Annotated in this window: 17 protein-coding genes and 3 pseudogenes; 4 read left to right on the top strand and 16 right to left on the bottom strand. The window is 76.2% G+C overall.

Features of this window, described 5'->3' with window-relative positions:
- Positions 1 to 33: 33 nt before the first annotated feature.
- The 6 genes and pseudogenes from O7633_RS28995 to O7633_RS28970 form a co-directional block, all read right to left on the bottom strand.
- Positions 34 to 882 (bottom strand): annotated as a pseudogene (locus O7633_RS28995) (recombinase RecA); the annotation flags it as partial.
- A gap of 3 nt (positions 883 to 885) precedes the next feature.
- Positions 886 to 1,500 (bottom strand): annotated as a pseudogene (gene recA / locus O7633_RS28990) (recombinase RecA); the annotation flags it as partial.
- Between the two features lie 184 nt (positions 1,501 to 1,684).
- Positions 1,685 to 1,885, bottom strand: a complete 201-nt coding sequence (locus tag O7633_RS28985; RefSeq protein WP_074473940.1) for a DUF3046 domain-containing protein — start codon at positions 1,883 to 1,885, stop codon at positions 1,685 to 1,687.
- Between the two features lie 2 nt (positions 1,886 to 1,887).
- Positions 1,888 to 3,231: an MFS transporter gene (locus tag O7633_RS28980; protein WP_282324657.1), complete on the bottom strand. Its 1,344-nt coding sequence runs from the start codon at positions 3,229 to 3,231 to the stop codon at positions 1,888 to 1,890.
- Positions 3,232 to 3,422: 191 nt separating this feature from the next.
- Complete coding sequence (locus tag O7633_RS28975; protein ID WP_074473938.1) at positions 3,423 to 4,127, bottom strand: UdgX family uracil-DNA binding protein; 705 nt, start codon at positions 4,125 to 4,127, stop codon at positions 3,423 to 3,425.
- Positions 4,128 to 4,207: 80 nt separating this feature from the next.
- Positions 4,208 to 5,545, bottom strand: coding sequence for an aminotransferase class I/II-fold pyridoxal phosphate-dependent enzyme (locus O7633_RS28970; RefSeq protein WP_282324656.1), 1,338 nt, complete (start codon positions 5,543 to 5,545; stop codon positions 4,208 to 4,210).
- A gap of 38 nt (positions 5,546 to 5,583) precedes the next feature.
- Here O7633_RS28970 and O7633_RS28965 point away from each other — a divergent pair, with 38 nt between their 5' ends.
- Both O7633_RS28965 and leuE read left to right on the top strand, forming a co-directional pair.
- Entirely contained in the window at positions 5,584 to 6,828 is a 1,245-nt protein-coding gene (locus O7633_RS28965; protein ID WP_282324655.1) for a bifunctional pyridoxamine 5'-phosphate oxidase family protein/GNAT family N-acetyltransferase, read from the top strand.
- Entirely contained in the window at positions 6,825 to 7,493 is a 669-nt protein-coding gene (gene leuE / locus O7633_RS28960; RefSeq protein WP_282324654.1) for a leucine efflux protein LeuE, read from the top strand. Before O7633_RS28965 ends, leuE begins: the two co-directional genes overlap by 4 nt.
- A gap of 208 nt (positions 7,494 to 7,701) precedes the next feature.
- Here leuE and O7633_RS28955 read toward each other — a convergent pair whose 3' ends face one another.
- The 9 genes and pseudogenes from O7633_RS28955 to O7633_RS28915 form a co-directional block, all read right to left on the bottom strand.
- Positions 7,702 to 8,631 carry a sporulation protein gene (locus tag O7633_RS28955; RefSeq protein ID WP_278133111.1) on the bottom strand — a complete coding sequence of 310 codons (930 nt, stop codon included), beginning with the start codon at positions 8,629 to 8,631 and terminating at the stop codon, positions 7,702 to 7,704.
- A 132-nt stretch (positions 8,632 to 8,763) separates the two neighbouring features.
- On the bottom strand, positions 8,764 to 9,831 hold the full coding sequence (locus O7633_RS28950) for a hemolysin family protein (protein WP_074473934.1): 1,068 nt from the start codon (positions 9,829 to 9,831) through the stop codon (positions 8,764 to 8,766).
- Positions 9,832 to 10,034: 203 nt separating this feature from the next.
- Positions 10,035 to 11,354: pseudogene (locus tag O7633_RS28945) on the bottom strand (hemolysin family protein); the annotation flags it as partial.
- Positions 11,355 to 11,585: 231 nt separating this feature from the next.
- On the bottom strand, positions 11,586 to 12,005 hold the full coding sequence (gene mnhG / locus O7633_RS28940; RefSeq protein ID WP_282324653.1) for a monovalent cation/H(+) antiporter subunit G: 420 nt from the start codon (positions 12,003 to 12,005) through the stop codon (positions 11,586 to 11,588).
- On the bottom strand, positions 12,002 to 12,265 hold the full coding sequence (locus tag O7633_RS28935; protein WP_282324652.1) for a monovalent cation/H+ antiporter complex subunit F: 264 nt from the start codon (positions 12,263 to 12,265) through the stop codon (positions 12,002 to 12,004). Before O7633_RS28935 ends, mnhG begins: the two co-directional genes overlap by 4 nt.
- Positions 12,262 to 13,014 (bottom strand): Na+/H+ antiporter subunit E, encoded by a 753-nt coding sequence (locus O7633_RS28930; RefSeq protein ID WP_282324651.1) that lies wholly within the window; start codon positions 13,012 to 13,014, stop codon positions 12,262 to 12,264. The genes O7633_RS28935 and O7633_RS28930 overlap by 4 nt, the downstream gene beginning before the upstream one ends.
- A gap of 200 nt (positions 13,015 to 13,214) precedes the next feature.
- Complete coding sequence (locus tag O7633_RS28925; protein WP_282324650.1) at positions 13,215 to 14,729, bottom strand: Na+/H+ antiporter subunit D; 1,515 nt, start codon at positions 14,727 to 14,729, stop codon at positions 13,215 to 13,217.
- Positions 14,726 to 15,199, bottom strand: coding sequence for a Na(+)/H(+) antiporter subunit C (locus tag O7633_RS28920; protein WP_282324649.1), 474 nt, complete (start codon positions 15,197 to 15,199; stop codon positions 14,726 to 14,728). The genes O7633_RS28925 and O7633_RS28920 overlap by 4 nt, the downstream gene beginning before the upstream one ends.
- The gene (locus O7633_RS28915; RefSeq protein ID WP_282324648.1) at positions 15,196 to 18,036 is read right to left on the bottom strand and encodes a Na+/H+ antiporter subunit A; all 2,841 of its coding nucleotides are present in this window, start codon (positions 18,034 to 18,036) and stop codon (positions 15,196 to 15,198) included. The genes O7633_RS28920 and O7633_RS28915 overlap by 4 nt, the downstream gene beginning before the upstream one ends.
- A 171-nt stretch (positions 18,037 to 18,207) precedes the next feature.
- Between O7633_RS28915 and O7633_RS28910 the strand changes: the two genes are divergently transcribed.
- Positions 18,208 to 19,806 (top strand): DUF4139 domain-containing protein, encoded by a 1,599-nt coding sequence (locus O7633_RS28910; protein ID WP_282324647.1) that lies wholly within the window; start codon positions 18,208 to 18,210, stop codon positions 19,804 to 19,806.
- A 4-nt stretch (positions 19,807 to 19,810) separates the two neighbouring features.
- Here O7633_RS28910 and O7633_RS28905 read toward each other — a convergent pair whose 3' ends face one another.
- The gene (locus O7633_RS28905) at positions 19,811 to 20,158 is read right to left on the bottom strand and encodes a hypothetical protein (protein ID WP_278136374.1); all 348 of its coding nucleotides are present in this window, start codon (positions 20,156 to 20,158) and stop codon (positions 19,811 to 19,813) included.
- A 190-nt stretch (positions 20,159 to 20,348) separates the two neighbouring features.
- Here O7633_RS28905 and O7633_RS28900 point away from each other — a divergent pair, with 190 nt between their 5' ends.
- A complete protein-coding gene (locus O7633_RS28900; protein WP_282324646.1) occupies positions 20,349 to 24,974 on the top strand; it encodes an ATP-dependent helicase in 4,626 nt (1,541 codons plus the stop codon).
- The last annotated feature ends 87 nt before the right edge of the window (positions 24,975 to 25,061 follow it).

The following is a 25,061-nucleotide window of genomic DNA, read 5'->3' as shown; positions in this document are numbered from 1 at the left end:
ATAGGGCGCGACCAGTTCCTGGAAGCGGGCAGACGCCTCAGTCGTGAAGATCACCGAGGCGGTGCCCCGGGCGCCACGGGAGGCGAGCTTCACGTCCAGCCCGTACGCGTCGCGCAGGTGCTCGACGAGCCGGACCCGGCTGCCCTCCGCCATGGCCTCGACACAGATCTCGATCCGGCCGGAACCACCCGCCGTGCGCTCCTGCACACCCTTGGAACGAAGGGTGAAGCAGCCGTCGTCCATGTACCACACCGCGAGGGCCAGCGGAGTCAACGCCTTGAGGTAGTCCCAGCTGAGGTGCTTCTTGCCGTCGCCCAGGTAGACCGCCCGGCGCAGCTCGTCGAGCTCGGGCAGCGGCGTGAAGTCGGCAAACGCGGCACCCCGTGCGTCGGTACGCCGGGAGTGCGTGATGTTGCCGAGCAGGGAGACCTTCCAGTCCAGGTAGTCGGCCTGCGCAGCACCGTGACCGAGGCGGAACCGGACTCCGTTGCGGTCGCGGCGGTTAGGCGAGAGGTTGCCGTCACCCATCAGCGAGCCCAGGACGACCTGCCACTGCTGCTCGCTGAGGCGGCGCGACTCGGCCAGCATCACGCGGTCGCCGGCGATCAGCTCGCCGGCTTCCCGCCAGCCGCCCGGCGTGCGGATCAGGTGGTTGGCCGTGGCCGCGAACTGCGCCCTCCCGTTGCCGCCCGACTTCGCCACCGTGAACTGGAGGAACTCCTCCGCAGGGCCGTTGTTGAACCAGTTGGTGATGCGCTTCGGCTCCACCCGGTCGGTCTCCGGGTCGTAGGAGAGAACCTCGACGTCCATCCGCTGATTGACGATCTTGCCGATCTTCTCCTGCGTGCCGTCGGCCAGGGTGACCCTGGTCGAGTACGACATGCACCCGAACATCACACCGATCTTCTCGCGGAGCTGGTTGATGAAGATCGCCGTGGTGCCGGTGTTGTTGAGCACACCGGTGATCTTCCGCAGCGCCTGGCTCATCAGCCGGGCCTGGAGGCCCACGTGGCTGTCGCCCATCTCGCCCTCGATCTCGGCGCGCGGCACCAGGGCCGCCACCGAGTCGATCACGATGATGTCGATCGCGCCGGAGCGGACCAGCATGTCCGCGATCTCCAGCGCCTGCTCGCCGGTGTCGGGCTGCGAGACCAGCAGGGCGTCGGTGTCGACGCCCAGGGCCTTCGCGTATTCCGGGTCGAGCGCGTGCTCGGCGTCGACGAACGCGGCGATGCCGCCGGCCCGCTGGGCGTTGGCCACCGCGTGCAGGGCCACCGTCGTCTTACCGCTGGATTCCGGGCCGTAGATCTCGACCACCCGGCCGCGGGGCAGGCCCCCCACGCCGAGGGCCACGTCGAGGGCGATGGACCCGGTCGGGATGACCGAGGTCTGCACGACAGGGCGCTCCCCCAGGCGCATCACCGAACCCTTGCCGAACTGCTTGTCGATCTGAGCGAGAGCAAGGTCGAGCGCCTTCTCCCGGTCAGGACCTGCCGCCATCGTTGCCACCCCTGCCTTCGCCGGCGTCTTTCCTGAGCTTCGCGTCACGCGGACACGCTAGGCGCTGGGTCCGACAGAAAACCAGCCGACGGGCCGCGAGCTGTGGACGAGCACCCCGCTGTGGACAATAGCCGAACAGGTGTACGACTCGACAAGCGACACGCGGGAGGAAAGAAAAGGCTGCTCAGCGTAGTCGCGCGGGCACCCGGTCGGGGTACGCGGCGACCACCGCCCGCCACACGACGTGGGTCTGCTCACCCGAGCGGAGCGCCTGCTCGATGGTCCGCCCGCCGAGCTGGGACAGCACCTGGTCCGAGGCGATGCTGCCCGCGTACCCCGGGCCGAACGCCTCCTCCAGCCGGGCCCAGAAGTCGGTCAGCCGCACGGTCACTCCTCCTCGTCCGGCGCCCGCCCGGGCACCGCACGCAACGCTAGCGCCAGCAGCGGCACCGTCGCGATCGCGGCCAGCAGGGTCAGCGTCGGATACCCGGCGACCTGCATGACGAACCCGCTCAGCGCGCCGGCGGCGGCCCCCGCCAGGCCCATCGTCAGGTCGGAGAGGCCCTGCACGCTGGGCCGCACGTCGGCGGGCACCGACTCCGACAGCAGGGTGGAGCCGGCCACCATGGTCCCGGACCAGCCGAGCCCGAGCAGGACCAGGCCGACCGAGAGGCCGGGCGTGTGGTGCCCGGAGGCGCCCGCCACCGCGCAGGCGACCAGCAGCACGGCCAGGCCGCCGAGGATCACCGGCCGCCGGCCGAGCCGGTCGGTGAGCCAGCCGACCACCGGGGAGAACGCGTACATGCCGGCGATGTGCAGGCTGAGCACCACCCCGACCACCCCGAGCACGGCGGAGTCGTCGTGGTACTCGCCGAGGCGTACCGGGGTCATCGACATCACCGCGACCATCACGAGGTGGCCGACCGCGACGGCGGCGATGCCCAGCCGGGCCGCCGGCCGCTCGCGGACCACCCGCCAGGCGGCCCGCATGCCCGCGCCGCGCCGCCCGGTCGCCGCCGGCCCGGCGGCCTTGCCGGGAGCAGTGGCGTCGGGAGCGGTGGCGGCGTCGGGAGCGGCCTCGGCGTCCGCCAGCCGGCGCGCGGTGAGCAGCGGGTCGGGCCGCAGCAGCACCAGCAGTACGCCGGCGGTCAGGGCGAACGCCACCGCGCTGAACGCGAACGGGCCGGCCAGCGACGGCAGCCCCCACCCCCGGGTGGTGCGGTCGGCCAGCGCGGCGAAGTTCGGCGCGGCCACCGCACCGATCGTGGTGGCCCAGACGACCAGCGAGAGCTGGCGGCCCCGGCGGGCCGGCTCGGCGAGGTCCACGGCCGTGTAGCGGGCCTGGAGGTTGGCCGCCGAGCCCCCGCCGAACAGCAGCATGCCGAGGAAGAGCAGCGGCACCTGGCGGGTCGCCGCGGCGAGCACCACCAGCACGCCCCCCACCGCCCCGACCAGGTACGCGGTGACCAGCCCCGGCCGGCGGCCGTGCCCGGTCATGATCCGGGTGACCGGGACGGCGAGCAACGCGCCGCCGACCACCGCCGCGCTCTGCGCCAGGCCGGCGATCGCCGTGCCGGCGACCCGGGCCGCGAGCAGCGCGCCGACCGAGATGCCGATGGTGACCCCGATGCCGCCGATGATCTGGGTCACGACGAGCAGCCGCAGCGTGCGGCGCTGGATCGGGGCGACGTCGGCGCGGCTCGGTGCCGGCGCGGTGAGGTCGGTGGCCATCGGCGGCTCCTCGGTGACGGCCGGGGCTCCGGCGGGGGGTGCGGCCCGCCCATCCTCACGCACGCACCCGGACCTTGGACAGTTGCGGTCCCGTCGGACCACAACCGTCCATGATCGGCGGCGGACCAGCCCGGCGACGGGGCGGCGGCCGGGGCCGGGGGCGGTCGGCGGTGGACCCGGGCGGCGGCGGGTCAGGCCGCGAGGGCCCGGGCGGCGACCGTCAGGTCGGCGACCAGCCCGGCGTACGCGGTGTCCTGGTCGTCGGCGCGCAGCACCGCCGACGGGTGGATGGTGGCCAGGAGCCGGGCCGCCGGGGCGTCGGCGACCCCGCCCGCCGAGTCGACCGGCACCCGGGCGAAGTCCTCCGGCCGCTCGGCCGACGCCGGCCAGGGCATCAGCGTGCCGCGCTGCCGGGTGACCCGGAACGACGGGCCGAGCAGCGCCTTGGCGGCGGTCGCGCCGAGCACGACGACGAGCTCCGGGCGCAGCCGGGCGAACTCGGCCACCAGCCAGGGGCGGCACGCGGTGACGTGCACCCGGTCCGGGGTCTGGTGGATGCGCCGCCGGCCGCGCAGCTCGAAGCGGAAGTGTTTCACGGCGTTGGTGAGGTAGAGCCCCGTCGGGTCGAGCCCGGCGTCGTCGACCGCCCGGCGCAGCAGCCGGCCGGCCGGCCCGACGAACGGCAGCCCCTTCTGGTCCTCCATGTCGCCGGGCTGCTCGCCGACCAGCACCACCCGGGCGTCGGCGCCGCCGCGGCCGAAGACCGTCTGGGTGGCGTCCCGGTGCAGCTCGCAGCCCCGGCAGCCGCCCGCGGCGGCGCGCAGCGCGTCGAGGGTGTCGGCCTGCGGCGGGATGAACTGCTGCGCACCGGGGGCGGTGTCGGTCTTGTCCGTCATGCCGATCTTTCTACCCCCCGCCGCCCCGCCCACGCTGGCACCCCCACCCGGCGCGCCCCGCCCGGCCCGGGGGCGGCCGGTCACGCGGTGAAGGGGGGTGGGGGGTGGGGGGAGACGGCGGCGGCGAGCGCGTCCGCCAGGGGCGGGAGGTCGGCGGGGTCCAGCTGGCTGACCGTGACGCGCACGCCGGGGGCGGCGGCGATGCGGAACAGCGCGCCCGGGGCCACCGCCCAGCCGGCGTCGCGCAGGGCGGTGACGGCGCTGGTCTCGTCGGGCACCGGGAGCCAGACGTTGATGCCGGTGCGGCCGTGCCCGGCCAGCCCCCGCGCGGCCAGCGCGGCGAGCAGGTGGCCGCGGCGGCGCTCGTAGTCGACGCCGGCCCGGTCGACCAGGGCGGCCGTGGCCGGGTCGCGCCACAGGGCGAGCACGAGGCGTTGCAGCACGGTGGAGACCCAGCCGGCGCCGACGCGGGCCCGACCGGCGACCCGGGCCACGGTGGCCTCGTCGCCGGCCAGCACGGCCAGCCGCAGGTCGGGCCCGTAGGGCTTGCTCACCGACCGGACGAAGGCCCACGCCCCGGTCACCCCGGCGAGCGGGTGCAGCGGTACGCGGGCCAGCTCGGCGGCGTGGTCGTCCTCGATCAGCAGCAGGTCCTCGCGGCCGGCGAGGAGGGCGCGCAGCGCGGCGGCCCGGTCGGCGGAGACGGCCGCCCCGGTCGGGTTCTGCGCCCGGCTGGTCACCACCAGGGCGCGGGCCCCGGCGGCCAGCGCGGCGCGTACGCCGGCCTCGACCGGGCCCTCGTCGTCCACTGGCACCCCGATCGGGCGCAGCCCGAGGGCGGCGACGAGGTCGAGGAGGTTGGCCCAGCCCGGGTCCTCGACGGCGACCGCGTCGCCGGGGCGCAGGTGGGCGGCGAGCAGCCGCTCGATGCCGTCGAGCGCACCGCCGGTGACCGTGACGTCGTCGGCCGGCACCCCGTCGGCGGCGAGCCGCTCCCGGGCCGCGTCGGCCAGCTCGGGCAGGACGCCGGCCGACGCGTACCCGGTGGGGGTGCCGAACTCGGCGGCGAGGGCGGCCAGGTGCGGACCGAGCGGCGGAAGCAGCCGGGTGTCGGGCTCGCCGAGGGACAGGTCGCGGACGCCGGGCGCGGTGCTCGGGCGCAGCGCGCGGCGGGTGGCGACCGGCGGGCGGGGGCGGACCCGGGTGCCGTGCCGGCCGGCGGTGGCGAGCAGGCCGCGCTGCCGCAGGTCCTGGTAGGCGCGGGCCACCGTGGCCGGGCTGACGCCCAGCTCGGCGGCGAGGGCCCGCACCGGGGGCAGGGCGGCCCCGGCCGGCAGGGCGCCGACGCGGACGCCCGACTCGATGCTGGCGGAGATCTCGGCGGCCGTCCGGCCGGTGACCTGATATCGTGCTGACACAATTCGAGGATTGTACTAGCACGAAAGCGGGTCCTCGCATGTACCCACCCACCCCCCGGACCACCGCCACCCGCAGCCGCGACCGGATGAGCTACGACCGGGCCGCCGCGCACGCCGTGCTCGACGAGGCGTACCACTGCGCGCTCGCGTTCACCGTCGACGGCGAGCCCCGGGTGCTGCCCACCCTGCACGTCCGCGTCGGCGACACGCTCTACCTGCACGGCTCCACCGGGAGCCGGCCGCTGCTCGCCGCCCGGGGCGACGGCCTGCCCGTCTGCGTGGCGGTCACCCTGCTCGACGGGCTGGTCTACGGCCGCTCCCAGTTCCACCACAGCGCCAACTACCGGTCGGTGGTCGCGCACGGCACCGCGCACCTGGTCACCGACGCCGGGGAGAAGTCGGCCGTGCTGACCGCCCTGGTGGAGAAGGCCGCCGCCGGGCGCAGCGCCGACAGCCGCCCGCCCAGCCGCCGCGAACTCGCCGAGACCGCCGTGCTGGCGCTGCCGCTGCGCGAGGTCTCCGTCCGCGCCCGCGCCGGCGGCGTACGCGACGAACCCGGCGACCACGACCTGCCGCACTGGGCCGGGGTGCTGCCGCTGCGGCTGACCGCCGGGCGGCCCGAGCCCGACGCGGGCGTGACCGCGCCGCTGCCGGCGTACCTGCGGCCGGACCGCTCGCCCTGGCTGGAGCCGGCCACGCTGCGGGGCGCGCACGTCGTCCTCGAACCGCTGGACCTCGCGCACGCCGACGACCTGCACGCCGCCACCGCCGACCCGCAGGTGTGGCAGCACCTGGGCAGCCACCGGCCCGCCGACCCGGCCGGCACGGCCGAGACGATCCGGGCCGCCCTCGACGCCCACCACCGCGGCGAGCGGGTGCCGTGGGTGCAGCGCTGCGCCGTCACCGGGGCGGTCGTCGGCAGCACGTCGTACTACGAGGTCGACCCCGACCGCCGGGCGGTCGCCATCGGCTACACCTACCTGGGCCGGCCCTGGTGGCGCACCGGCGTCAACACGGAGGCGAAGCTGCTGCTGCTCACCCGCGCCTTCGAGGAGCTGGGCGCGGTACGGGTGGTCTGGCACACCGACATCCGCAACGAGCGCTCCCAGCGGGCCATCGAGCGGCTCGGCGCCACCCGCGAGGGGGTGCTGCGCCGGCACCGGCTGCGCCCCGACGGCACCTGGCGGGACACCGTGCAGTATTCGCTGACCGACGAGGAGTGGCCGAACGCACAGGCCAGGCTGCGGGAACGGCTTCGCCCCGGCCCGGTGCCGGCGCGATGATGTCGGGCGTGCTGGGCATCACCGACATCTGGACGTACGTGCTGGGGACCGTGGCGATCGTGCTGCTCCCCGGCCCCAACTCGCTCTTCGTGCTCTCCACCGCCGCCAAGCGCGGGGTACGCGCCGGCTACCGGGCCGCCGGCGGGGTCTTCCTCGGCGACGCGGCGCTGATGACGCTCTCCGCCGCCGGGGTGGCGTCGCTGCTCAAGGCGTACCCGCCGCTGTTCCTGGTGGTGAAGTACGCGGGCGCGGCGTACCTCGGGTGGGTCGGGCTGACCATGCTGCGCGGCGCGTGGCGGCGCTGGCGGGACCGCAACGACCCCGCCACGCCGCGCCTGATCGACGCCGCCGAGCCGGCGGAGCTGCGCAGCCCGTTCCGGCGGGCGCTGGTGATCAGCCTGCTCAACCCGAAGGCGATCCTGTTCTTCGTGTCGTTCTTCATCCAGTTCGTCGACCCCGGGTACGCCTGGCCGGCGCTGTCGTTCCTGCTGCTCGGGCTGATCGCCCAGGTCACCAGCGTGCTGTACCTGACCGCGCTGATCTTCGCGGGCACGTTCCTGGCGGCGCAGTTCCGGCAGCGGCGGCGGCTGGCCGCCGGGGCGACCACCGGCGTGGCGGCGGTCTTCCTCGGCTTCAGCGTCAAGCTCGCCACCGCCTCGGTGTAAGGAAGGGCCCCTTGTTAACGCATACGGTATAGAAGGGTCCCCTTCTTACCGCGCCGCCCGGCGCGGGCGGCGCACGGCCGCGGCGGGCGGCGCTCGGCCGCGGCGGGCGGCGCTCGGCCGCGGCGGACGGCGCTCGGCCGCGGCGGACGGCGCTCGGCCGCGGCGGACGGCGCTCGGCCGCGGCGGACGGCACGAGGGGCAGGGCGCGTCAGGTGCCGTCGCCGCCCCCGCCCCCGCCGCCGATGCCCGCCCCGCCGGCGGTGCCGCCGAGGCCGTAGCCGGGGCGGACCGGCTGGTCCGGGGGGCGGCTGACGTGCGCCGACTCGGTGATCCGGGCCGACCAGTGGGCGTGCGACGCTGCGGCGGCGTGCCGGTTGATCGCGTGCCGCAGCCAGCCGTCGACTACCGCGACCCAGTCCACCCGGTCCGCGCCCGCGTGCCAGACCCGGAACCGGCTGATGCTCTGGTGGGTGACGCCGGCGAGGGAGAGCCGCCGGTCGGCCCACAGCAGCACCTCCAGCCCCGCCGGGTTCGCCACGAAGACCACCTCCAGCTCGGTGATCGGCCCGGCGTACAGCGGGGCCACCCACCAGCCGAGCCGCTGGTGCAGCGGGAGCACCTGCTCCACCCCGGGCAGCCGGCCGTCGACCAGGCCGGCCTGGCGCATGCTGAAGCCGAGCGCGTCCAACGCGGCGAGGACGTGCTGCTGGGTCGGCAGGGGGTGCACGAAGACCGGCACCAGCGCGCCCTGCTCCAGGTCCACGTCGAGGGACGCCTCCGTGCGCAGCCCCGTCCGCAGGCTCATCAGCGGCACCCCGCCGAAGACCGTCACCGGGGTCTCCCAGGGCAGCGGCACGGCGAAGTCGACCGCCCGCCGCCGCCCGGCCGGCACCACGAACGCGCCCGCGATCGTCACCTGGTGGAACTGGACGAGCCGCCTCGGCGCGCCCGGGTCGTCCGGCTCGACCTGGCTGACCAGGCCGAGCCGGAGCCGCCGGACCGGCACGTCGTCCGGCCCGGCGCGCAGGACCACCCGGCCGGGCAGCCGCAGCCCCGGCCGCGTGCTCGGGTTGGGCAACGTGGTCCGCACGGACAGCCCGGTCCAGCCGGACTCCGGCGACACCCCGGTCAACCGCACGGCGCTTCCTCCGTACCCCCTCGGTGGTGGCACGGCTTTCCCCGCCGCCGGCCGGACAGTCCTGCCCGGCCGGCGCGGACGCCGGGGCCGGCCCGGTGACGCCGGGCCGGCCGCGCGGACGTCGGCGGGTCGTCAGCGCATCCGGCGGCCCCGCGGCACCGGGTCGGTCTCGTCGTCGAACTCGCCGATGACCTCCTCCAGCAGGTCCTCCAGCGCCACGAAACCGATCGGGCGGGTCGGGCCGCCGCCGTTGCGGACCAGGGCGAGCTGGGCCCGCCGGTCCTTCATCGCGGTCACGGCCTCCGTCACCGACGCGGACGCCGGCAGCGTGAACGCGTCGGTCATCAGCTCCCCGGCGGTCGCCGCCCGGCCCGTCGTGGTGGCCCGCACGGCCTCCCGCACGTGCACCAGGCCGCACACCTCGCCGCCGCCGTCGAGCACGGCCAACCGGGACCGGCCGCTGCCGCGGGAGACCTCCTCGACCCGCTCGGCCGGGTCGTCCCGGCCGACCGTGACGATCCGGTCGAAGGGCTCCATCACCTGCGCGACCGTGGTGCCCTGGAGCTCCAGCATGCTGGTGAGCATCCGGTGCTGCTCCGCGCCGAGCAGCCCGTGCTCGCGGGACTGCTCCAGCAGGATCCGCAGCTCGTCGGGGCCGTGCACCTGGGCGAGCTGGTCCTGCGGGCGCACCCGCACCAGCCGCAGCATCGCGTTGGCGACCGCGTTCAGCCCCGACAGCACCGGCCGCGCCACCCGGGCGAAGGCCCGGAACGGCAGCGCCAGCAGGGTCGCCGACCGCTCCGCGTCGGTGATCGCCCACGACTTCGGGGCCATCTCGCCGACCACCAGGTGCAGGAAGGTGACCAGGCCCAGGGCGAAGACCAGCGCCACGACGTGACTCGCCGCGGCCGGCAGGCCCACGGCGTGCAGCAGCGGGCTGAGCAGGTGCTCGATCGCCGGCTCGGCCAGCGCGCCGAGCCCCAGGGTGCACAGCGTGATGCCGAGCTGCGCGCCGGCCAGCATCAGGGACAGCTCGCGCACGCCGTCCAGCGCCGCGCGGGCCCCCCGGCCGCCGCCGGTGGCGACGGCCTGCTCCAGCCGGTACCGCTTGCTGGCCACCAGCGCGAACTCGGCGGCCACGAAGAACCCGTTCAGCGCCAGCAGCACGACGGAGACGATCAGGGCGATGCCGGGGCTCATGCCGCCTCCTCCGTGCCCCGCGCCCGGCCCGCGGCGCCGCCCGGCCCCCGGCCGTGAGCGGCGTCGACGGTGCGGGGTGCGTCGGCGGGGCCGCGTGCGCCGGCGGTGCCAGCCGTGTCGGCGGGGCCGCATGCGCCGGCGGTGCCAGCCGTGTCGGCGGGGCCGCATGCGCCCGCGGAGTCGGCCGCGTCGGCGGCACCGGCGAGCCGGAGTCGCACCGAGTCGGCGACGTGGCGGTCCACGGCCAGCACCTCGACCAGGGCCCGCGCCTCGTTCGCGGCGTCGCCGTCGACCGGAAGCGCGATCTCCAGCCGGTCGCCCACCTCGGGCACCCGGCCCAGCTCCCGCATGACCAGCCCCGAGACCGTGTCGTACTCGGGGGCCTCGGGCAGCTCGATGCCGGTGCTGTCGGCGACCTCGTCGATCCGCCAGCGCGCCGGAACCACCCAGGACCCGTCGTCCTGCCGGGCCGGCGCCCGGTCCGGCGGATCGTCCTCGTCGCGGATCGGGCCCACCAGCTCCTCGGCCAGATCCTCCAGCGTGATCACGCCGGCGAAGCCGCCGTACTCGTCGACCACGCAGGCGAGCTGCCGGTGCCCGGCCCGCAGCCGGTCCAGCACCGTCGGCAGCGGCAACGTCTCGGGCACCAGCAACGGGGGTACGGCCACCGCGCTGACCGGGGTCGTCGCGCGCTCGGCCGGCGGCACCGTCAGCACGTCGGCGATGCCGACCACGCCGACCAGGTCGTCGACGCCGTCGGCGCCGCGTACGGGGAACCGGGAGTGCCCGGTGTCGAGCAGCTCCACCACCCGGCTCAACGGCTCGTGCGCCCGGACGGTGTGCACGTCGACCCGGGGCACCATGGCCTCCCCGGCGGTCAGCTCCCGGAAGTCGAGCCCCCGGTCGAGCAGGTCGGACATCTCCGCGTCGAGGTGCCCCTCCTCGCGGGACTCGGCGATGATCTGCTCCAGGTCCTCCGGGGTGGCCCCGCTGGGCAGCTCCTCGATCGGCTCGATGCCGAGCCGGCGCAGCAGCCGTACGGCGGCCTTGTCGAACAGGGTGATCACCGGCCCGGCGATCTTCAGGTAGAGGAGGGTGGACCGGCTCAGCGCCCGGGCCAGCGGCTCGGCGCGGGCGATCGCCAGGTTCTTCGGGGCCAGCTCGCCGAGGACCATCTGCACGACGGTCGCGATGACCAGCGCCAACGCGACCGACAGCGGCAGGGCCACGGCCGTGGAGACCCCGGCCACGCCGAGCAGCTCGGCCAGCCCCGCGCCCAGGTACGGCTCGGCGACGTAGCCGACCAGCAGCGCGGTCACGGTGATGCCGAGCTGCGCTCCGGAGAGCATGAACGACAGCCGGCCGGTGACCTCCAGGGCCCGCGCGGCGGCCTGGTCGCCGTCGTCGGCGAGCTGCCGGAGGCGGCCCCGGTCCACGGCGACGTAGCCGAACTCCTGGGCCACGAAGTAGCCCGTGGCGGCGGTGAGAACGGTGATGAGGACGAGTCCGACGACGATCAACACGGGTCGCTCAGGGCTCCCGGGGTCGTCGGAACGGGAAGATGCCGGGCACGACCCGGCTGGCTACTGCTGCCCTCCTGGGCAGAAGAGTCGATCATGCCGCCATTTTATCGGCCTCACCTGAGCGCCCGCTGAAGGTGTAAGGAAGGGCCCCTTGTTAACGCATACGGTAGAGAAGGGCTCCCTTCTCACCCGCTGGGTGGAACGAGACCCCTGTTAACAAGGTGCCCTTCCTTACCCCTCGTCGGCGAGTTCGTCGGTGTCGAGGAGAGAGCGGTCGACCCGGCCCGAGCGGTACGCGGCGCGGCCGACCATCTGGGCCGCCACCGGGGCGGTGGCCAGTTGGAAGACCGCCACCAGCACGATCATGCCGATGTCGTCCGGGGTACGCAGGCGCAGCACCACCCCGGCGAGCAGCAGCAGCACGCCGAGCACCTGCGGCTTGGTGGCCGCGTGCATCCGGTCGAGCACGTCCGGGAAGCGCAGCACGCCGATCCCGGCGGCGAGGCTGAGCAGTGCCCCGGCGACCAGGCAGCCCGCGCCCAGCCAGTCGGCCACGACACCGGCGCTCGGCCAGGCGGGCGCGGCCCACCCGCCGGGCGGAGCGTCGAGAGCCGCCCTCAGCGGGGCGGCGAGGACGTGGGCCGCGGTCACGGCTCCTCCCGGACGGCGAAGCGGACCAGGGCCACCGCGCCGACGAAGCCGAGCAGGGAGAGCACCACCAGCACGGGCAGGGTGGTGGCGTGCCGGTTGACCGCCGCCTCCGCGCCGACCGCGCCGGCCATCGTGTTGAGCAGGACGTCGGCGGCGATCACGCGGTCGAGCAGGGACGGGCCGCGGTACATCCGGAGCAGCGCCAGCAGCGCGGTGACCGACAGGAGCACGGTGAGCACGGTGGCGAGAGCGACCTTCACTGGTCGGCCCCCCTCTCGGTGGGACGAACGGGACCGCTGGGCGGAGCGGAACCGGTGGGCGGAGCGGAACCGGTGGGCGGAGCGGAACCGGTGGGCGGAGCGGAACCGGTGGGACCGGGGCGGGAGGCCGGGCCGGGAGGGGCGGCGGGGGCGGTGAGGAGGCGGAGTTCGGCGGCCGAGCCGATCGCGCGGACGATCCGGCCCTCGGTGGCGAGGATCCGGTCGCGGCTGTCGGCCAGGTCCTGCGGCCCGCGTACGTCGAGCACGTGCACGTAGAGCAGGCCCCGCTCCCGGTCCACCTCGACGATCAGGGTGCCGGGCACCAGCGAGATCGCCTCCGCCGTGAGCGCCAGGTTCAGGTCGGTGCGCACGCGCAGCCGGACCGCGATGATCGCGCCGCGGGGCCGGTAGCCCGGCCGCACCGCGATCCAGGCCACGTGGATGCTGGCGCTGACCAGCTCGGTGACGAACCGGACGGCCAGGTCCAGCAGCGCCCATGGGCGCAGCCGGCCGCCGAAGGTGACCGGCGGCAACGGGAAGAACAGCAGCACCGCCCCGCCGACGAGCAGTCCACCGAGCAGGTTGCCCCAGGAGAACCGCCCCCAGAGCAGGCACCAGACCAGCGCCATCCAGGCCAGCGTCAGCAGCCGGTCCCGCCAGCGGCCGATCCGGGCGCGCGCCCGGGTCACCGGGGCGTCGGGGTCGACGACCGGCCCCCGACGCCGGCCCCCACCGGCCCGCCCGGTCACCGCACACCCCGACCAGGACCGCCGGGACCGCCGGCCCACCCGGTCACCGCACACCCCGACCAGGACCGCCAGGACCGCCGGCCCACCCGGTCACCGCACACCCCGACCAGGACCGCCAGGACCGCCGGGCCGCCGGCCCACCCGGTCACCGCACACCCCGACCAGGCCCGCCAGGACCGCCGGGCCGCCGGCCCGCCCGGTCACGGCGCGCCGCCGGGGAGGACGGCGCGCACGTACGGGGTGCGGGCGCGCAGGTCGGTCGCCGCGTCGGTGGTCACCCCGAACAGCGGGCCGGCGGCCACGGTGAGCACCAGGCCCAGCGCGACCAGCGCCGTCGTGGCACCGACCATCAGGGCGGGCAGGCGGGTCGGCGGGTCGGCGGCGGCCAGCCGGGGGGCCCGCCAGAACGCGATGTTCCACACCCGGGACGCGACGTAGAGGGTGAGCAGGCTGGTGAGGGTGCCGGCGGCGACCAGCGCCCAGGGCAGCACGCCGCCTTCGCCGACGCCCGCCTGGAGCAGGCCCAGCTTGCCGAGGAAGCCGGACAGCGGCGGGATCCCGGCCAGGTTCATCGCCGGCACGAAGAACAGCACCCCGAGCAGCGGGGCGACCCGGGCCAGGCCGCCGAGCCGGCGCAGGTCGGTGCTGCCGGCGCGCGCCTCGACCAGCCCGGCGACCAGGAACAGGGTGGTCTGGATGGTGATGTGGTGCACCACGTAGAAGATCGCCCCGGACAGGCCGGCGACGCTGCTCAGCGCCACCCCGAAGATCATGTAGCCGATGTGGCTGACCAGGGTGAACGAGAAGAGCCGCTTCATGTCCGACTGGGCGACCGCGCCGAGGATGCCGACCACCATGGTCAGCCCGGCCACCACCATCAGCAGCCCGGCGACCTGGCCGCCGGGGAACAGCAGGGTCTCGGTGCGGATGACCGCGTACACGCCGACCTTGGTGAGCAGGCCCGCGAAGACGGCGGTGACGGGGGCGGGCGCGGTCGGGTAGCTGTCCGGCAGCCAGGCCGACAGCGGGAACACGGCCGCCTTGATCCCGAAGGCGAGCAGCAGGGTGAGTTGCAGGGCGAGGCGTACGTCGGCGGGCAGCGCGTCGAGCCGCCCGGCGAGCTGGGCCATGTTGACGGTGCCGGTGGCGGCGTAGACGAGCCCCACCCCGGCCAGGAAGATCATCGAGGACAGGATGCTGACCACCACGTACGTCGACCCGGTCCGGATCCGGCCCTCGGTGCCGCCGAGCGTGATCAGCACGAAGCTCGCCGCCAGCAGGATCTCGAAGCCGACGAAGAGGTTGAACAGGTCGCCGGCGAGGAAGGCGTTGGTGACGCCGGCGGTGAGCACCAGGTAGGTGGGGTGGTAGATGGTGACGGGGGCCGACTCGCCGATGTCCCCCCGGCCCTGCCCGATCGAGTAGAGCAGCACGCACAGCGTCACGGCGGAGGAGACCACCAGCATCAGCGCGGCGAGCTGGTCGGCGACCAGCACGATCCCCACCGGCGGGGGCCAGCCGCCGACGCTCACCACGACCGGCCCGTGCCGGTACGCCTCGACGAGCAGCACCACGGCGACCGCGAGGGTGGCGGTCAGCACCACCACGCTGACGGCGCGCTGGAGCCGGGGGCGGTTGGCCAGCAGCAGGGTGAGGGCGGCGCCCAGCAGCGGCACCACCACCGGCAGCGGCACGAGCGGCCCGTACCCCGTCACGGCGTCTCCCCCCGGTGCTGCCGGCGCAGGTGCGGCTCCGGGTCGACCTGTTCCGGGTCGTCGTCGGCGCCCTCGCCGCCGAGGTCACGCGCGGGCAGCTCGTTGCGGGCGGCCAGCTCGGCGACCTGGCGGTCCTCCAGGTCGTCCTGCACCTCGTCGTTGCCGGTGAGATACCAGCTGCGGTACGCCACGGCCAGCAGGAACGCGGTGAGCCCGAAGGTGATGACGATGGCGGTGAGGACCATCGCCTGCGGCAGCGCGTCGCTCATCCGGTCGACGGGCGCGGCGCCGACGAGGGGCGCGTCCCCGGACCGGCCGGCGAGCAGGATCAGCAGGTTGACCCCGTTGCCGAGCAGGATGAGGCCGAGCAGGATCCGGGTCAGGCTGCGCTCCAGCAGCAGGGTGACGCCGGTGCCGGCGAGCACCCCGACGGCGACGACCAGCACCAGGGTCGCTCCGCTGCCGTTCACGGCCGTCGCCCCTGCGGGTCGACGATCAGCCCGCGTTCGGTCTTGCCGGCCGCCTCGATGTGCCGGTCGACCTCGGCGCCGAGGCTGCGCAGGATGTCCAGCACCAGGCCGACCACGATCAGGTACACCCCGATGTCGAAGAAGAGCGACGTGACGACGTAGAAGTCGCCGACGCCGGGCAGCCACAGGTCGAGCTTCGCGCTCTGGAGCACGGACCCGCCGGCGAGGAGGGCGCACGCGCCGGTGCCGACGGACACCGCCAGGCCGGCCCCGAGGATCGTGCCGGCCCCGACGGGGGCCGCCTCGGCCAGCTCGTACCGGCCGCCGGCGAGGTAGCGCACGGCCAGGGCGAGGCTGGCGACCAGGCCGCCGGAGAAGCCGCCGCCGGGCGCGTTGTGGCCGGAGAAGAACAGGAACAGGGAGAACAGCACGATGGTGTGGAAGAGCAGCCGGGTGACCACCTCGAAGACGATGGACCGGCGGCGCTCCGCGAGGGTGGGGCCGCCACGCAGCCACACCGGCCGCTGCGGGCCCCGCCGGGCGGGGCGCTCGGGGCGGGGGCGGCGCGGGCGGGGACCGGTGCGGGACCGCCGGAAGATCAGGCTGGCCACCCCGGTCGCGGTCACCACGAGCACCGAGAGCTCGCCCATGGTGTCCCAGGCCCGGATGTCGACCAGGGTCACGTTGACCACGTTGCGGCCGTGCCCCTCGCTGACGGCGAGGCCGGGGAAGGCCAGCGAGACCGAGGGCGCGGTGCGGGCGCCCACCGCGACCAGGCAGAGCCCGGCGAGGACGAGCCCGACGGCGGCCCCCACCGCGCGGCGCGCCCACCGGCTGCGGCGCAACGGGCGGGCGGAGAACCGTTCGGGCAGCCGGCGCAGCACCAGCACGAAGACCGCGATGGTCGCCGTCTCCACCAGGAACTGGGTGAGCGCCAGGTCGGGTGCGCCGTGCAGGACGAACATCATCGCGGTGCCGTAGCCGGTGACCCCGACCAGCAGCATGGCGGTGAGCCGGCGACGCGCGCCGACGGCGAGCAGCGCGGCGACCGCCGCCACCACGCCGACGACCAGTTGCAGCGGCGTGTCCCACAGCGGGACCCGCTGCCGCCACGGGCCGGCGGCCAGCATCGCCCCGCCGGGCACGACGACGAGGACCAGCAGGATCGTGCCGAGGTACAGCGGCAGGGAGCCGCGCTGGGTGGCGCTGGTGACCTCGATGGCGAGCCGGTCGAAGCGGTGGGTCAGAAACTCGTACCCCTGCGCGCCGCTCACGGGCGCGCGCAGCCGGGCCAGCGCGGGGGCGAGCGGGCCGCGCAGCGCGAACAGGGCCGCGCCGCCGGCCAGGGCCAGGACGGACAGGCCGAGTGCCAGGGTCGGCCCGTGCCAGAGCGCGAGGTGCTCGGGCACCGGGCCGAAGAGCTCGGCGTACGGGCGCAGCAGCGCGCCCGCCGGGCCGGCGGCCAACCCGGCGGCCAGCCCGGCGACGGCCAGCAGGGCGGGCGGCCCGAGCATGGCGGCGGGCACGGGCTGCGGCTCGGTCCGTTCGGCGTGCGGGCGCGTGCCGAACGCCCCCCAGACGAACCGGGCCGTGTAGGCGACGGTGAGCACCGTGCCGGCGACGAGCCCGGCGAGGACCACCGGCTGGTCGGTGAACGCGGCGAGGACGGCCTCCTTCGCGACGAAGCCGACCAGCGGGGGCAGCCCGGCCATCGAGGCGGCGGCCAGCGTCCCGACGGCGGCCAGCAGCGGGGCCCGCCGCCCGAGCCCGGACAGTTCCCGCAGGTCGCGGGTGCCGGCGCTGTGGTCGATCGCGCCGACGACGAGGAACAGGGCCGCCTTGAACAGGGCGTGCGCGAGCAGCATCGCCGTGCCCGCGAGGGCCGCCTGCGGGGTGCCCGCGCCGAGCGCCACGGTGAGCAGGCCGAGCTGGCTGACGGTGCTGTAGGCCAGCAGCAGCTTCAGGTCGCACTGGCGCAGCGCGGCCCACCCGCCCGCCAGCATGGTGAGCAGGCCGGCGGTGACCGTCACGGGCCGCCACGGGCCGGCGGTGGCCAGCACGGGGGCGAGCAGGCCGAGCAGGTAGACGCCGGCCTTCACCATCGCCGCCGCGTGCAGGTAGGCGCTGACCGGCGTCGGCGCGCACATCGCCTGCGGCAGCCAGCCGCTGAACGGCAGGACAGCCGACTTGGCCAGCGCCCCGGCCAGCACCAGCAGCACGGCGGTGACCAGGTAGCCGCCGGCCGGCAGCCCGGCCCCGGCGAGTTCCGACCAGCGGTAGCCGCCGGTGTGCCGGCCGAGCATCAGGAAGCCGACGAGCATCGCCAGCCCGCCGAACGTGGTGACCGTGAGCGCCTGCGCCGCCGCCCACCGGCTGGCCCGCCGCTCGGCGCTGTGCCCGATCAGCAGGTAGGAGAAGACCGTGGTCAGCTCCCAGAAGACGTAGAGCAGCAGCAGGTCGTCGGCGAGGACGAGGCCGAGCATCGCGCCGGCGAAGGCCACGAGCACGGCCGCGAACCGGGCCAGCCCGGCCGAGCCGGCGGCGAAGTAGCGCGCGCAGTAGACCAGCACGAGCGCGCCGACGCCACCGACGAGCAGGGTCATCAGCCAGGACAGGGTGGTCAGCCGCAGCGCCAGCTCCAGCCGCAGTTGCGGCACCCAGTGGTACGCCTCGACGACCGCGCCGCCGTCGCGCACGGCCGGCGTGCGGGCCACGGCCCAGCCGAACGCGGAGGCCGGCACGAGCGCGAGGGGGTAGCAGGCGCGCGGTCCCCACCACCGGACCAGCAGCGGCGCGACGAGCGCCGCCACCAGGTGGAGGATCAGCAGTACGAGCACCCGCGCTCCCGGTCGTGGTGGCAGCAGCGCGCCCGAGGGAGACGCCTATTAGCGATCAGACGCCAGTTTCCGGCCCGATGGGCGCTTTTGCCGGAATTTTCCGGGCCCCGACGCGCATGGGCCGGCTCCGCGCGCCGGGGCCGCGAGCGTCGCTTGGCTATCCTCGCCGCCGTGAACGCAGTGGAGATCGAAGCACCCGTCGTCGGCGTCACCGTCTATCCGGACCGGGCCCGGGTCACCCGCCGGGGCAGCGCCCGGCTGGCCGCCGGCGAGCACCGGGTACGCGTCGCCCCGTTGCCGCTGGGGTTGCACCGGGACTCGCTGCGGGTCGGCGGCCGGGGCGCGGCGAGGGTGCTCGGCGTGGACGTGACCACGTGGCGGCAGGCGCGCAGCGCCGACGGGCAGGTCCGCGAGCTGGAGGAGCGCAGCCGGGAGCTGACCGACGAGCTGGCCGGGGTCGACGACGCGTACGCGGTCGAGGAGCAGCGGGGACAGTTCCTCTCCGGGCTGGCCGAGCGGGCCGGTGGCACGTACGCCCGCGCGCTCGCCGCCGGTGACGCCGAGCCGGCCGACGTGGCGGCCTTCGCCGACTCGGTGGCCGGGCAGCTCGCCGACTCCCACGGGCGGCGTCGGGAGTTGACCCGGCGGCGGACCGAGCTGGCCGAGGAGCTGGCGGCGGTGCGGCGGCAGTTGGAGGCCGCGCACGGCAAGCGGGAGCCGGACCGGCTGGCCGCCGAGGTGACGGTGGCGGTGGACGCCGACGACGCCGAGCTGGACCTGGAGCTGACCTACCTGGTCGACGGGGCCCGCTGGCAGCCCTCCTACGACCTGCGGCTGGTCGACGACGCGGTGACCGTGACCTGGTTCGGCCTGGTCAGTCAGGACACCGGCGAGGACTGGCCGGAGTGCGTGCTCCAGCTCTCGACCGCCCGGCCGGCGGCGGCGACGGGCGTGCCCGAGCTGTCGCCCTGGTATCTCGACCGGGTCCGGCCGCTGCCCCGGGCAGCCATGCCGGCGGCGAGCTTCGGCGGGCCGCCGGTGCCCGCGCCGCCCGCCGGGCCGGCGTTCGAGGTCGCCGTGGGGGGCGGGGCGGCCCGCGCGGGCGCGCCGCGCCCCAAGGTGCACGAGAGCGTGGCCACGGTCGAGCAGGGCGTCAGCGCCGCCACCTACCGGCCGGCGCGGCCGGTGGCGGTGCCGGCGGACGGCAGCGCGTACCGGGCGACGATCGCCGTGCTGGAGCTGCCGGCGCGGCTGGACCACGTGACCGTGCCGGTGCGCGCGGCCGAGGCGCACCTGCGGGCGACGGTGCGCAACACCTCGGCGCACACGCTGCTGCCCGGCCCGGCGGCGGTCTTCCACGGGGCCGACTTCGTCGCGGCCACCCGGCTGCCGACGTGGGCGCCCGGCGAGGAGACCGAGCTGGCGCTCGGGGTGGACGACCGGGTGCGGGTGGAGCGGAAGCTGGGCCGGCGCGCCGAGACCCGGGCCACGCTCGGCTCGACCCGGCGACGGGACGTGGAGTACCGGATCTCGGTGGCCAACCACACGCCCCGGCCGGCGACGGTGGAGGTGCGCGACCAGTTGCCGGTGTCGCGCGACGAGGCGGTGGTCGTGCGGGAGGCCACCATCGCCCCGCCGCCGGCCGAGCGCACCGAGCTGGGCGAGCTGACCTGGCGGCTGCGGCTCGAACCGGGCGACAGCGGCGAGGTCGTCATGGGCTTCCGGGTCGAGCTGGCCAAGGGGGTGGAGCTGGCCGGCTGGCGGGAGTGACGGCTCAGACCAGCAGGTCGCGGCGGGTCTCGACGAGCAGGTCGGGGCGGTCGAGCTGGACGACGACCCGGTTGACCACGCGCTGCGCGGCGGCGAGCGAGCGCACGGCGAGCAGCCGCCCCCGGCTCTCCCGGCGCAGGACGAAGAAGTGGACGGCGGCGCGGACCTGCCCCCGGTCGGCCGCGCTGGACTGGGCGGTCTGCCGGACCAGCTCGCGCAGGCAGGCCGCGAGCCGCTCGGCGAGCTCCAACTCGGGGCCGTGCAGGCCGGCGCGGAGTGCGGCAAGATGGCTGTCGACCTTCCGGATGAGCACGTCGGTGCCCGCACCGACACTCCGCTCCTCGACGATCATCCGCACTCCTCCATGTCTCACCGCCCCGAAGTTACTCTAAGTCGCGACATGGAAGCAAGCAGTTAAGTAAGACTTAACGGAACAAAGCGCCATTTCCTCCACGGTCCGGCCGCGGTTCGTCGCGCGCGCCGGCCGCCGGCACCGGTACCAGCCCGCCCGGATGTCCCACCCCCGAGGCAGGATGGATGCCGTGGTGGAGGTGACGGCCGGGTTCGGCCCGGCGGAGGCGGCCCGGGTGCTGGCGGGTTTCGGCCCGGCGACCCGCGAGTGGTTCTCGGCGGCCTTCGCCACGCCCACCCCCGCCCAGATCGGGGCCTGGCGGTCGGTGGCGGCCCGCAGCAACGCCCTGGTGGTCGCGCCCACCGGCTCCGGCAAGACCCTCGCGGCGTTCCTCTGGTCGCTCGACCGGCTGGCCGCCGCGCCGCCGCCGGCCGAGCCCCGCCAGCGCTGCCGGGTGCTCTACGTCAGCCCGCTCAAGGCCCTCGCCGTCGACGTGGAGCGCAACCTGCGCGGGCCCCTGGCCGGCATCCGGCAGGCCGCCACCCGGCTCGGCGTCGCCCCGCCGGAGATCACCGTCGGGATGCGCACCGGCGACACCCCCGCCGACGAGCGGCGGGCCTTCGCCCGTACCCCGCCGGACATCCTCATCACCACCCCCGAGTCGCTGTTCCTGCTGCTCACCTCCGCCGCGCGGGACTCGCTGCGCGGGGTCGAGACGGTCATCGTCGACGAGGTGCACGCGGTCGCCGGGACGAAGCGCGGGGCGCACCTGGCGCTCTCCCTGGAACGGCTCGACGAGCTGCTGCCGGCCCCCGCCCAGCGCATCGGCCTGTCCGCCACGGTCCGGCCGATCGACGCGTGCGCCCGGTTCCTCGGCGGGGCCCGCCCGGTCGACGTGGTGCAGCCGCCCAGCGCCAAGACCATCGAGGTCAGCGTCGAGGTCCCGGTGGAGGACATGACCCGCCTCGACGACCAGGAGCCGCCCCCCGACGCCCTGGGCGGCCCCGGGCCGCGCCGGGCCTCGATCTGGCCCGCCGTCGAGGAACGGGTCTACGCGCTGGTCCGCGCGCACCGGTCGACCATCGTCTTCACCAACTCCCGGCGCAGCGCCGAGCGGCTCTGCGCCCGCCTCAACGAGCTGGCCGCCGAGGAGCTGGCCGGCGCGGAGGCGACCGGCGGGGCGCCCGCCCGGCCGCCGGCCGAGGTGATGGCCCAGGCGGGGGCGGCGGCCGGGGTCGCCCCGGTGGTCGCCCGCGCCCACCACGGCAGCGTCTCGCGGGAGGAGCGCAAGCACATCGAGGAGGCCCTCAAGTCCGGCCAGCTCCCCGCCGTGGTCGCCACCTCCAGCCTGGAGCTGGGCATCGACATGGGCACCGTCGACCTGGTGGTGCAGATCGCCGCCCCGCCCAGCGTCGCCGCCGGCCTGCAACGCGTCGGCCGGGCCGGGCATCAGGTCGGCGCGGTCTCCCGGGGCGTGGTCTTCCCCAAGCACCGGGGTGACCTGCTCTCCTGCACCGTCGTCGCCGAGCGGATGGCCGCCGGGGCGATCGAGGAGCTGCACCACCCGCGCAACCCCCTCGACGTGCTGGCCCAGCAGATCGTCGCGATGGTGGCCCTCGAACCGTGGCGGGTCGGCGACCTGGCCGTCGTCGTCCGCCGGGCCGCGCCGTTCGCCGAGCTGCCCGACTCCGCGCTGCACGCCGTGCTGGACATGCTCTCCGGGCGTTACCCGTCGACCGCGTTCGCGGAGCTGCGCCCCCGGCTGGTCTGGGACCGCGCCGCCGACGTGCTCACCGGCCGGCCCGGCGCGCAGCGGCTCGCCGTCACCAGCGGCGGCACCATCCCCGACCGGGGCCTGTTCGGCGTCTTCCTCGCCGGGGCGGAGCGGGCCGCCCGGGTCGGCGAGCTGGACGAGGAGATGGTCTACGAGTCGCGGGTCGGCGACGTGTTCCTGCTCGGCTCGTCGTCCTGGCGGATCGAGGACATCACCCCCGACCGGGTGCTGGTCTCCCCCGCCCCGGGCCAGGCCGCCCGGATGCCGTTCTGGAAGGGCGACCAGCTCGGCCGCCCGGTGGAGCTGGGCCGGGCCATCGGCGCGCGGGTGCGGGCCCTGCTGCGCCACGGCGACGAGGCGGCGGTGGCCGCGCTGCGCGCCGGCGGGCTCGACGACTGGGCCGCCGGCAACCTGGTGGCCTACCTGCGGGAGCAGCAGGCCGCGACGCGGTCCCTGCCCGACGACCGCACCGTGCTGGTCGAGCGGTTCCGCGACGAGCTGGGCGACTGGCGGCTCGCCGTGCACAGCGTGCTCGGCGCCCGCGTCAACGGCCCGTGGGCGCTGGCCATCGGCCGCCGGCTCGCCGAGCGGTACGGCGTGGACGCCCAGGTCATGCCGTCCGACGACGGGATCGTGGTGCGGCTGCCCGACACCGCCGACTCCCCGCCCGGCGCCGACGTGGTGCTCTTCGAGCCCGACGAGATCGCCCAGCTCGTCGAGGAGTCGGTGGGCACGTCGGCGCTGTTCGCGTCCCGGTTCCGGGAGTGCGCGGCCCGGTCGCTGCTGCTGCCCCGCCGCGACCCGCGCCGCCGCCAGCCGCTGTGGCAGCAGCGCCAGCGGGCCGCCCAACTGCTCGACGTGGCCCGCGAGTACGCCGACTTCCCGGTCACCCTGGAGGCCGCCCGGGAGTGCCTCCAGGACGTCTTCGACCAGCCGGCCCTCGCCGGGCTGATGCGCGACCTGGCCGCCCGCAGGGTGCGCCTGGTCGAGGTCGAGACCGAGCGGCCGTCGCCGTTCGCCCGCTCGCTGCTGTTCGGCTACGTGGGGGCGTTCCTCTACGAGGGCGACGCGCCCCTCGCCGAGCGGCGGGCCGCCGCCCTGGCGCTGGACTCGGCGCTGCTCGGCGAGCTGCTCGGCCGGGTCGACCTGCGGGAGCTGCTCGACCCGGCGGTGCTCGCCGAGACCGACCGGCAGCTGCGCTGGCTGACCGCGCAGCGCCGGCCCCGCGACGCGGAGGACGCCGTCGAGCTGCTGCGCACCGTCGGCGACCTGTCGGAGGCGGAGCTGGCCGAGCGGGGCGTGCCCGTCGACTGGCTCACCGCTCTGGCGGCGGCCCGCCGGGTGCTGCGCGTGCGGGTCGCCGGCGAGGAGCGCTGGGTCGTCGTCGAGGACGCCGCCCGGCTGCGCGACGCCCTCGGCGTGGCCCTGCCCGTCGGGGTGGCGGGGGCGCACCTCGCCCCGGTGGCCGACCCGCTCGGCGACCTGGTCGCCCGCTACGCCCGCACCCACGGCCCGTTCGCCGCCGCCACCTGCGCCGCCCGCTTCGGGCTCGGCGTGGCCGTCGTCGAGCAGGAGCTGCGCCGGCTCGCCGCCGCCGGGCGGGTCGTCTCCGGCGAGTTCGCCCCCGACACCGTGGGCACCCAGTGGTGCGACGCCGAGGTGCTGCGGCTGCTGCGCCGCCGTTCCCTCGCCGCGCTGCGCCGGGAGATCGAGCCGGTGTCACCGAGGGCCCTGGCCGCGTTCCTGCCCCGCTGGCAGCAGGTCGGCACGTCGGCGCGGGGGCTGGACGCCGTCGCCGCCGCCGTCGAGCAGTTGCAGGGCGCGGCCGTGCCGGCGTCCGCCCTGGAACGTCTGGTGCTGCCCGGCCGGGTCGCCGACTACTCCCCCGCCCAGCTCGACGAGCTGTGCGCCGGTGGCGAGGTGCTGTGGGCCGGGTCCGGGGCGATCTCCGGCGGCGACGGTTGGGTCACCCTCGCGTACGCCGACGCCGCGCCGCTGCTGCTGCCGCCGCCCGACGACGCGCTGACGCGTACCCCGTTGCACGACGCCGTGCTCGACGCACTCGGCGACGGGCAGGCGCTGTTCTTCCGGTCGCTGTCCGACCGGGTGGGCTGCACCGACGACACGGCGCTGACCGCCGCGATCTGGGACCTGGTGTGGGCGGGGCACCTCACCAACGACACCCTCGCCCCGCTGCGGGCGGCGCTCGGCGGCGGCGGGGCGCACCGGTCCCGGCCGACCGCGCCGCGCACCCGGTTGCGCCGACCCGGCCGGGTGGCGCTGCCCAGCCGCAGCGGCCCGCCCAGCGTGGCGGGCCGCTGGTCGCGGCTGCCGGAACGCGACCTCGACCCGACCCGGCGGGCCGCCGCGCTCGCCGACGTGCTGCTGGAGCGGCACGGGGTCGTCACCCGGGGCGCGGTCGCCGCCGAGCAGGTGACGGGCGGGTTCGCGGCCGTCTACCCGGTGCTGGCGGCGCTGGAGGAGCGCGGGGCGGCCCGGCGGGGCTACTTCGTGGAGGGGCTGGGCGCGGCCCAGTTCGCGGTGCCCGGGGCGGTCGACCGGATCCGCGCCCTCGCCGACCCGGCGGCGGGCCGGGGCGGCGACGGTCACGAGGCCGGGGGGCGCGGCGGGGGCGAGGCCGGGAGCCGGGGCCGGGCGCTCGTCCTCGCCGCCACCGACCCGGCCAACCCGTACGGTGCGGCGCTGCCCTGGCCCGAGCGGGCGGTCGACTCCGGCGACGGGGTCGCCCCCGTGAGCGGGCACCGGGCGGGGCGCAAGGCCGGCGCGTTGGTCGTGCTGGTCGGCGGCGACCTGGTGCTCTACGTCGAGCGGGGCGGCCGGACGATCCTCTCCTTCGCCGACGCCCCGGACGCCCTCGCGGCGGCCGGCAGGGCGCTCGCCGACGCGGTGCGCACGGGCGCGCTCGGCGCGATCTCGGTGGAGCGGGCCGACGGGGAGGCCGTGTCGGCGTCCCCGCTGCGCGACGCGCTGACCGCCGCCGGCTTCCGGGCCACCCCGCGTGGCCTGCGCCTGCGCGGCTGAGGCCGCTGACCGGCGCGCCGACCCCCACGAGCGAGCGATGCCGGCCCGGCGGAACGCCGGGCCGGCATCAGCCCATCACCAACGGAC

It is taken from the genome of Micromonospora sp. WMMD712 (genome assembly GCF_029581295.1).
In the GTDB taxonomy this organism is placed as follows: domain Bacteria; phylum Actinomycetota; class Actinomycetes; order Mycobacteriales; family Micromonosporaceae; genus Micromonospora; species Micromonospora carbonacea.
The sequence above is the reverse complement of the archived record's forward strand: the minus strand, read 5'-3'. Positions and strand labels throughout refer to the sequence as shown.

Bases quoted from the DNA above. Each gene is read 5' to 3' on its own strand.
- O7633_RS28980 (WP_282324657.1), bottom strand. From the start codon at position 3,231: ATGGCCACCGACCTCACCGCGCCGGCACCGAGCCGCGCCGACGTCGCC.
- O7633_RS28975 (WP_074473938.1), bottom strand. From the start codon at position 4,127: ATGACGGACAAGACCGACACCGCCCCCGGTGCGCAGCAGTTCATCCCG.
- O7633_RS28965 (WP_282324655.1), top strand. From the start codon at position 5,584: ATGTACCCACCCACCCCCCGGACCACCGCCACCCGCAGCCGCGACCGG.
- leuE (WP_282324654.1), top strand. From the start codon at position 6,825: ATGATGTCGGGCGTGCTGGGCATCACCGACATCTGGACGTACGTGCTG.
- O7633_RS28950 (WP_074473934.1), bottom strand. From the start codon at position 9,831: ATGAGCCCCGGCATCGCCCTGATCGTCTCCGTCGTGCTGCTGGCGCTG.
- O7633_RS28905 (WP_278136374.1), bottom strand. From the start codon at position 20,158: ATGATCGTCGAGGAGCGGAGTGTCGGTGCGGGCACCGACGTGCTCATC.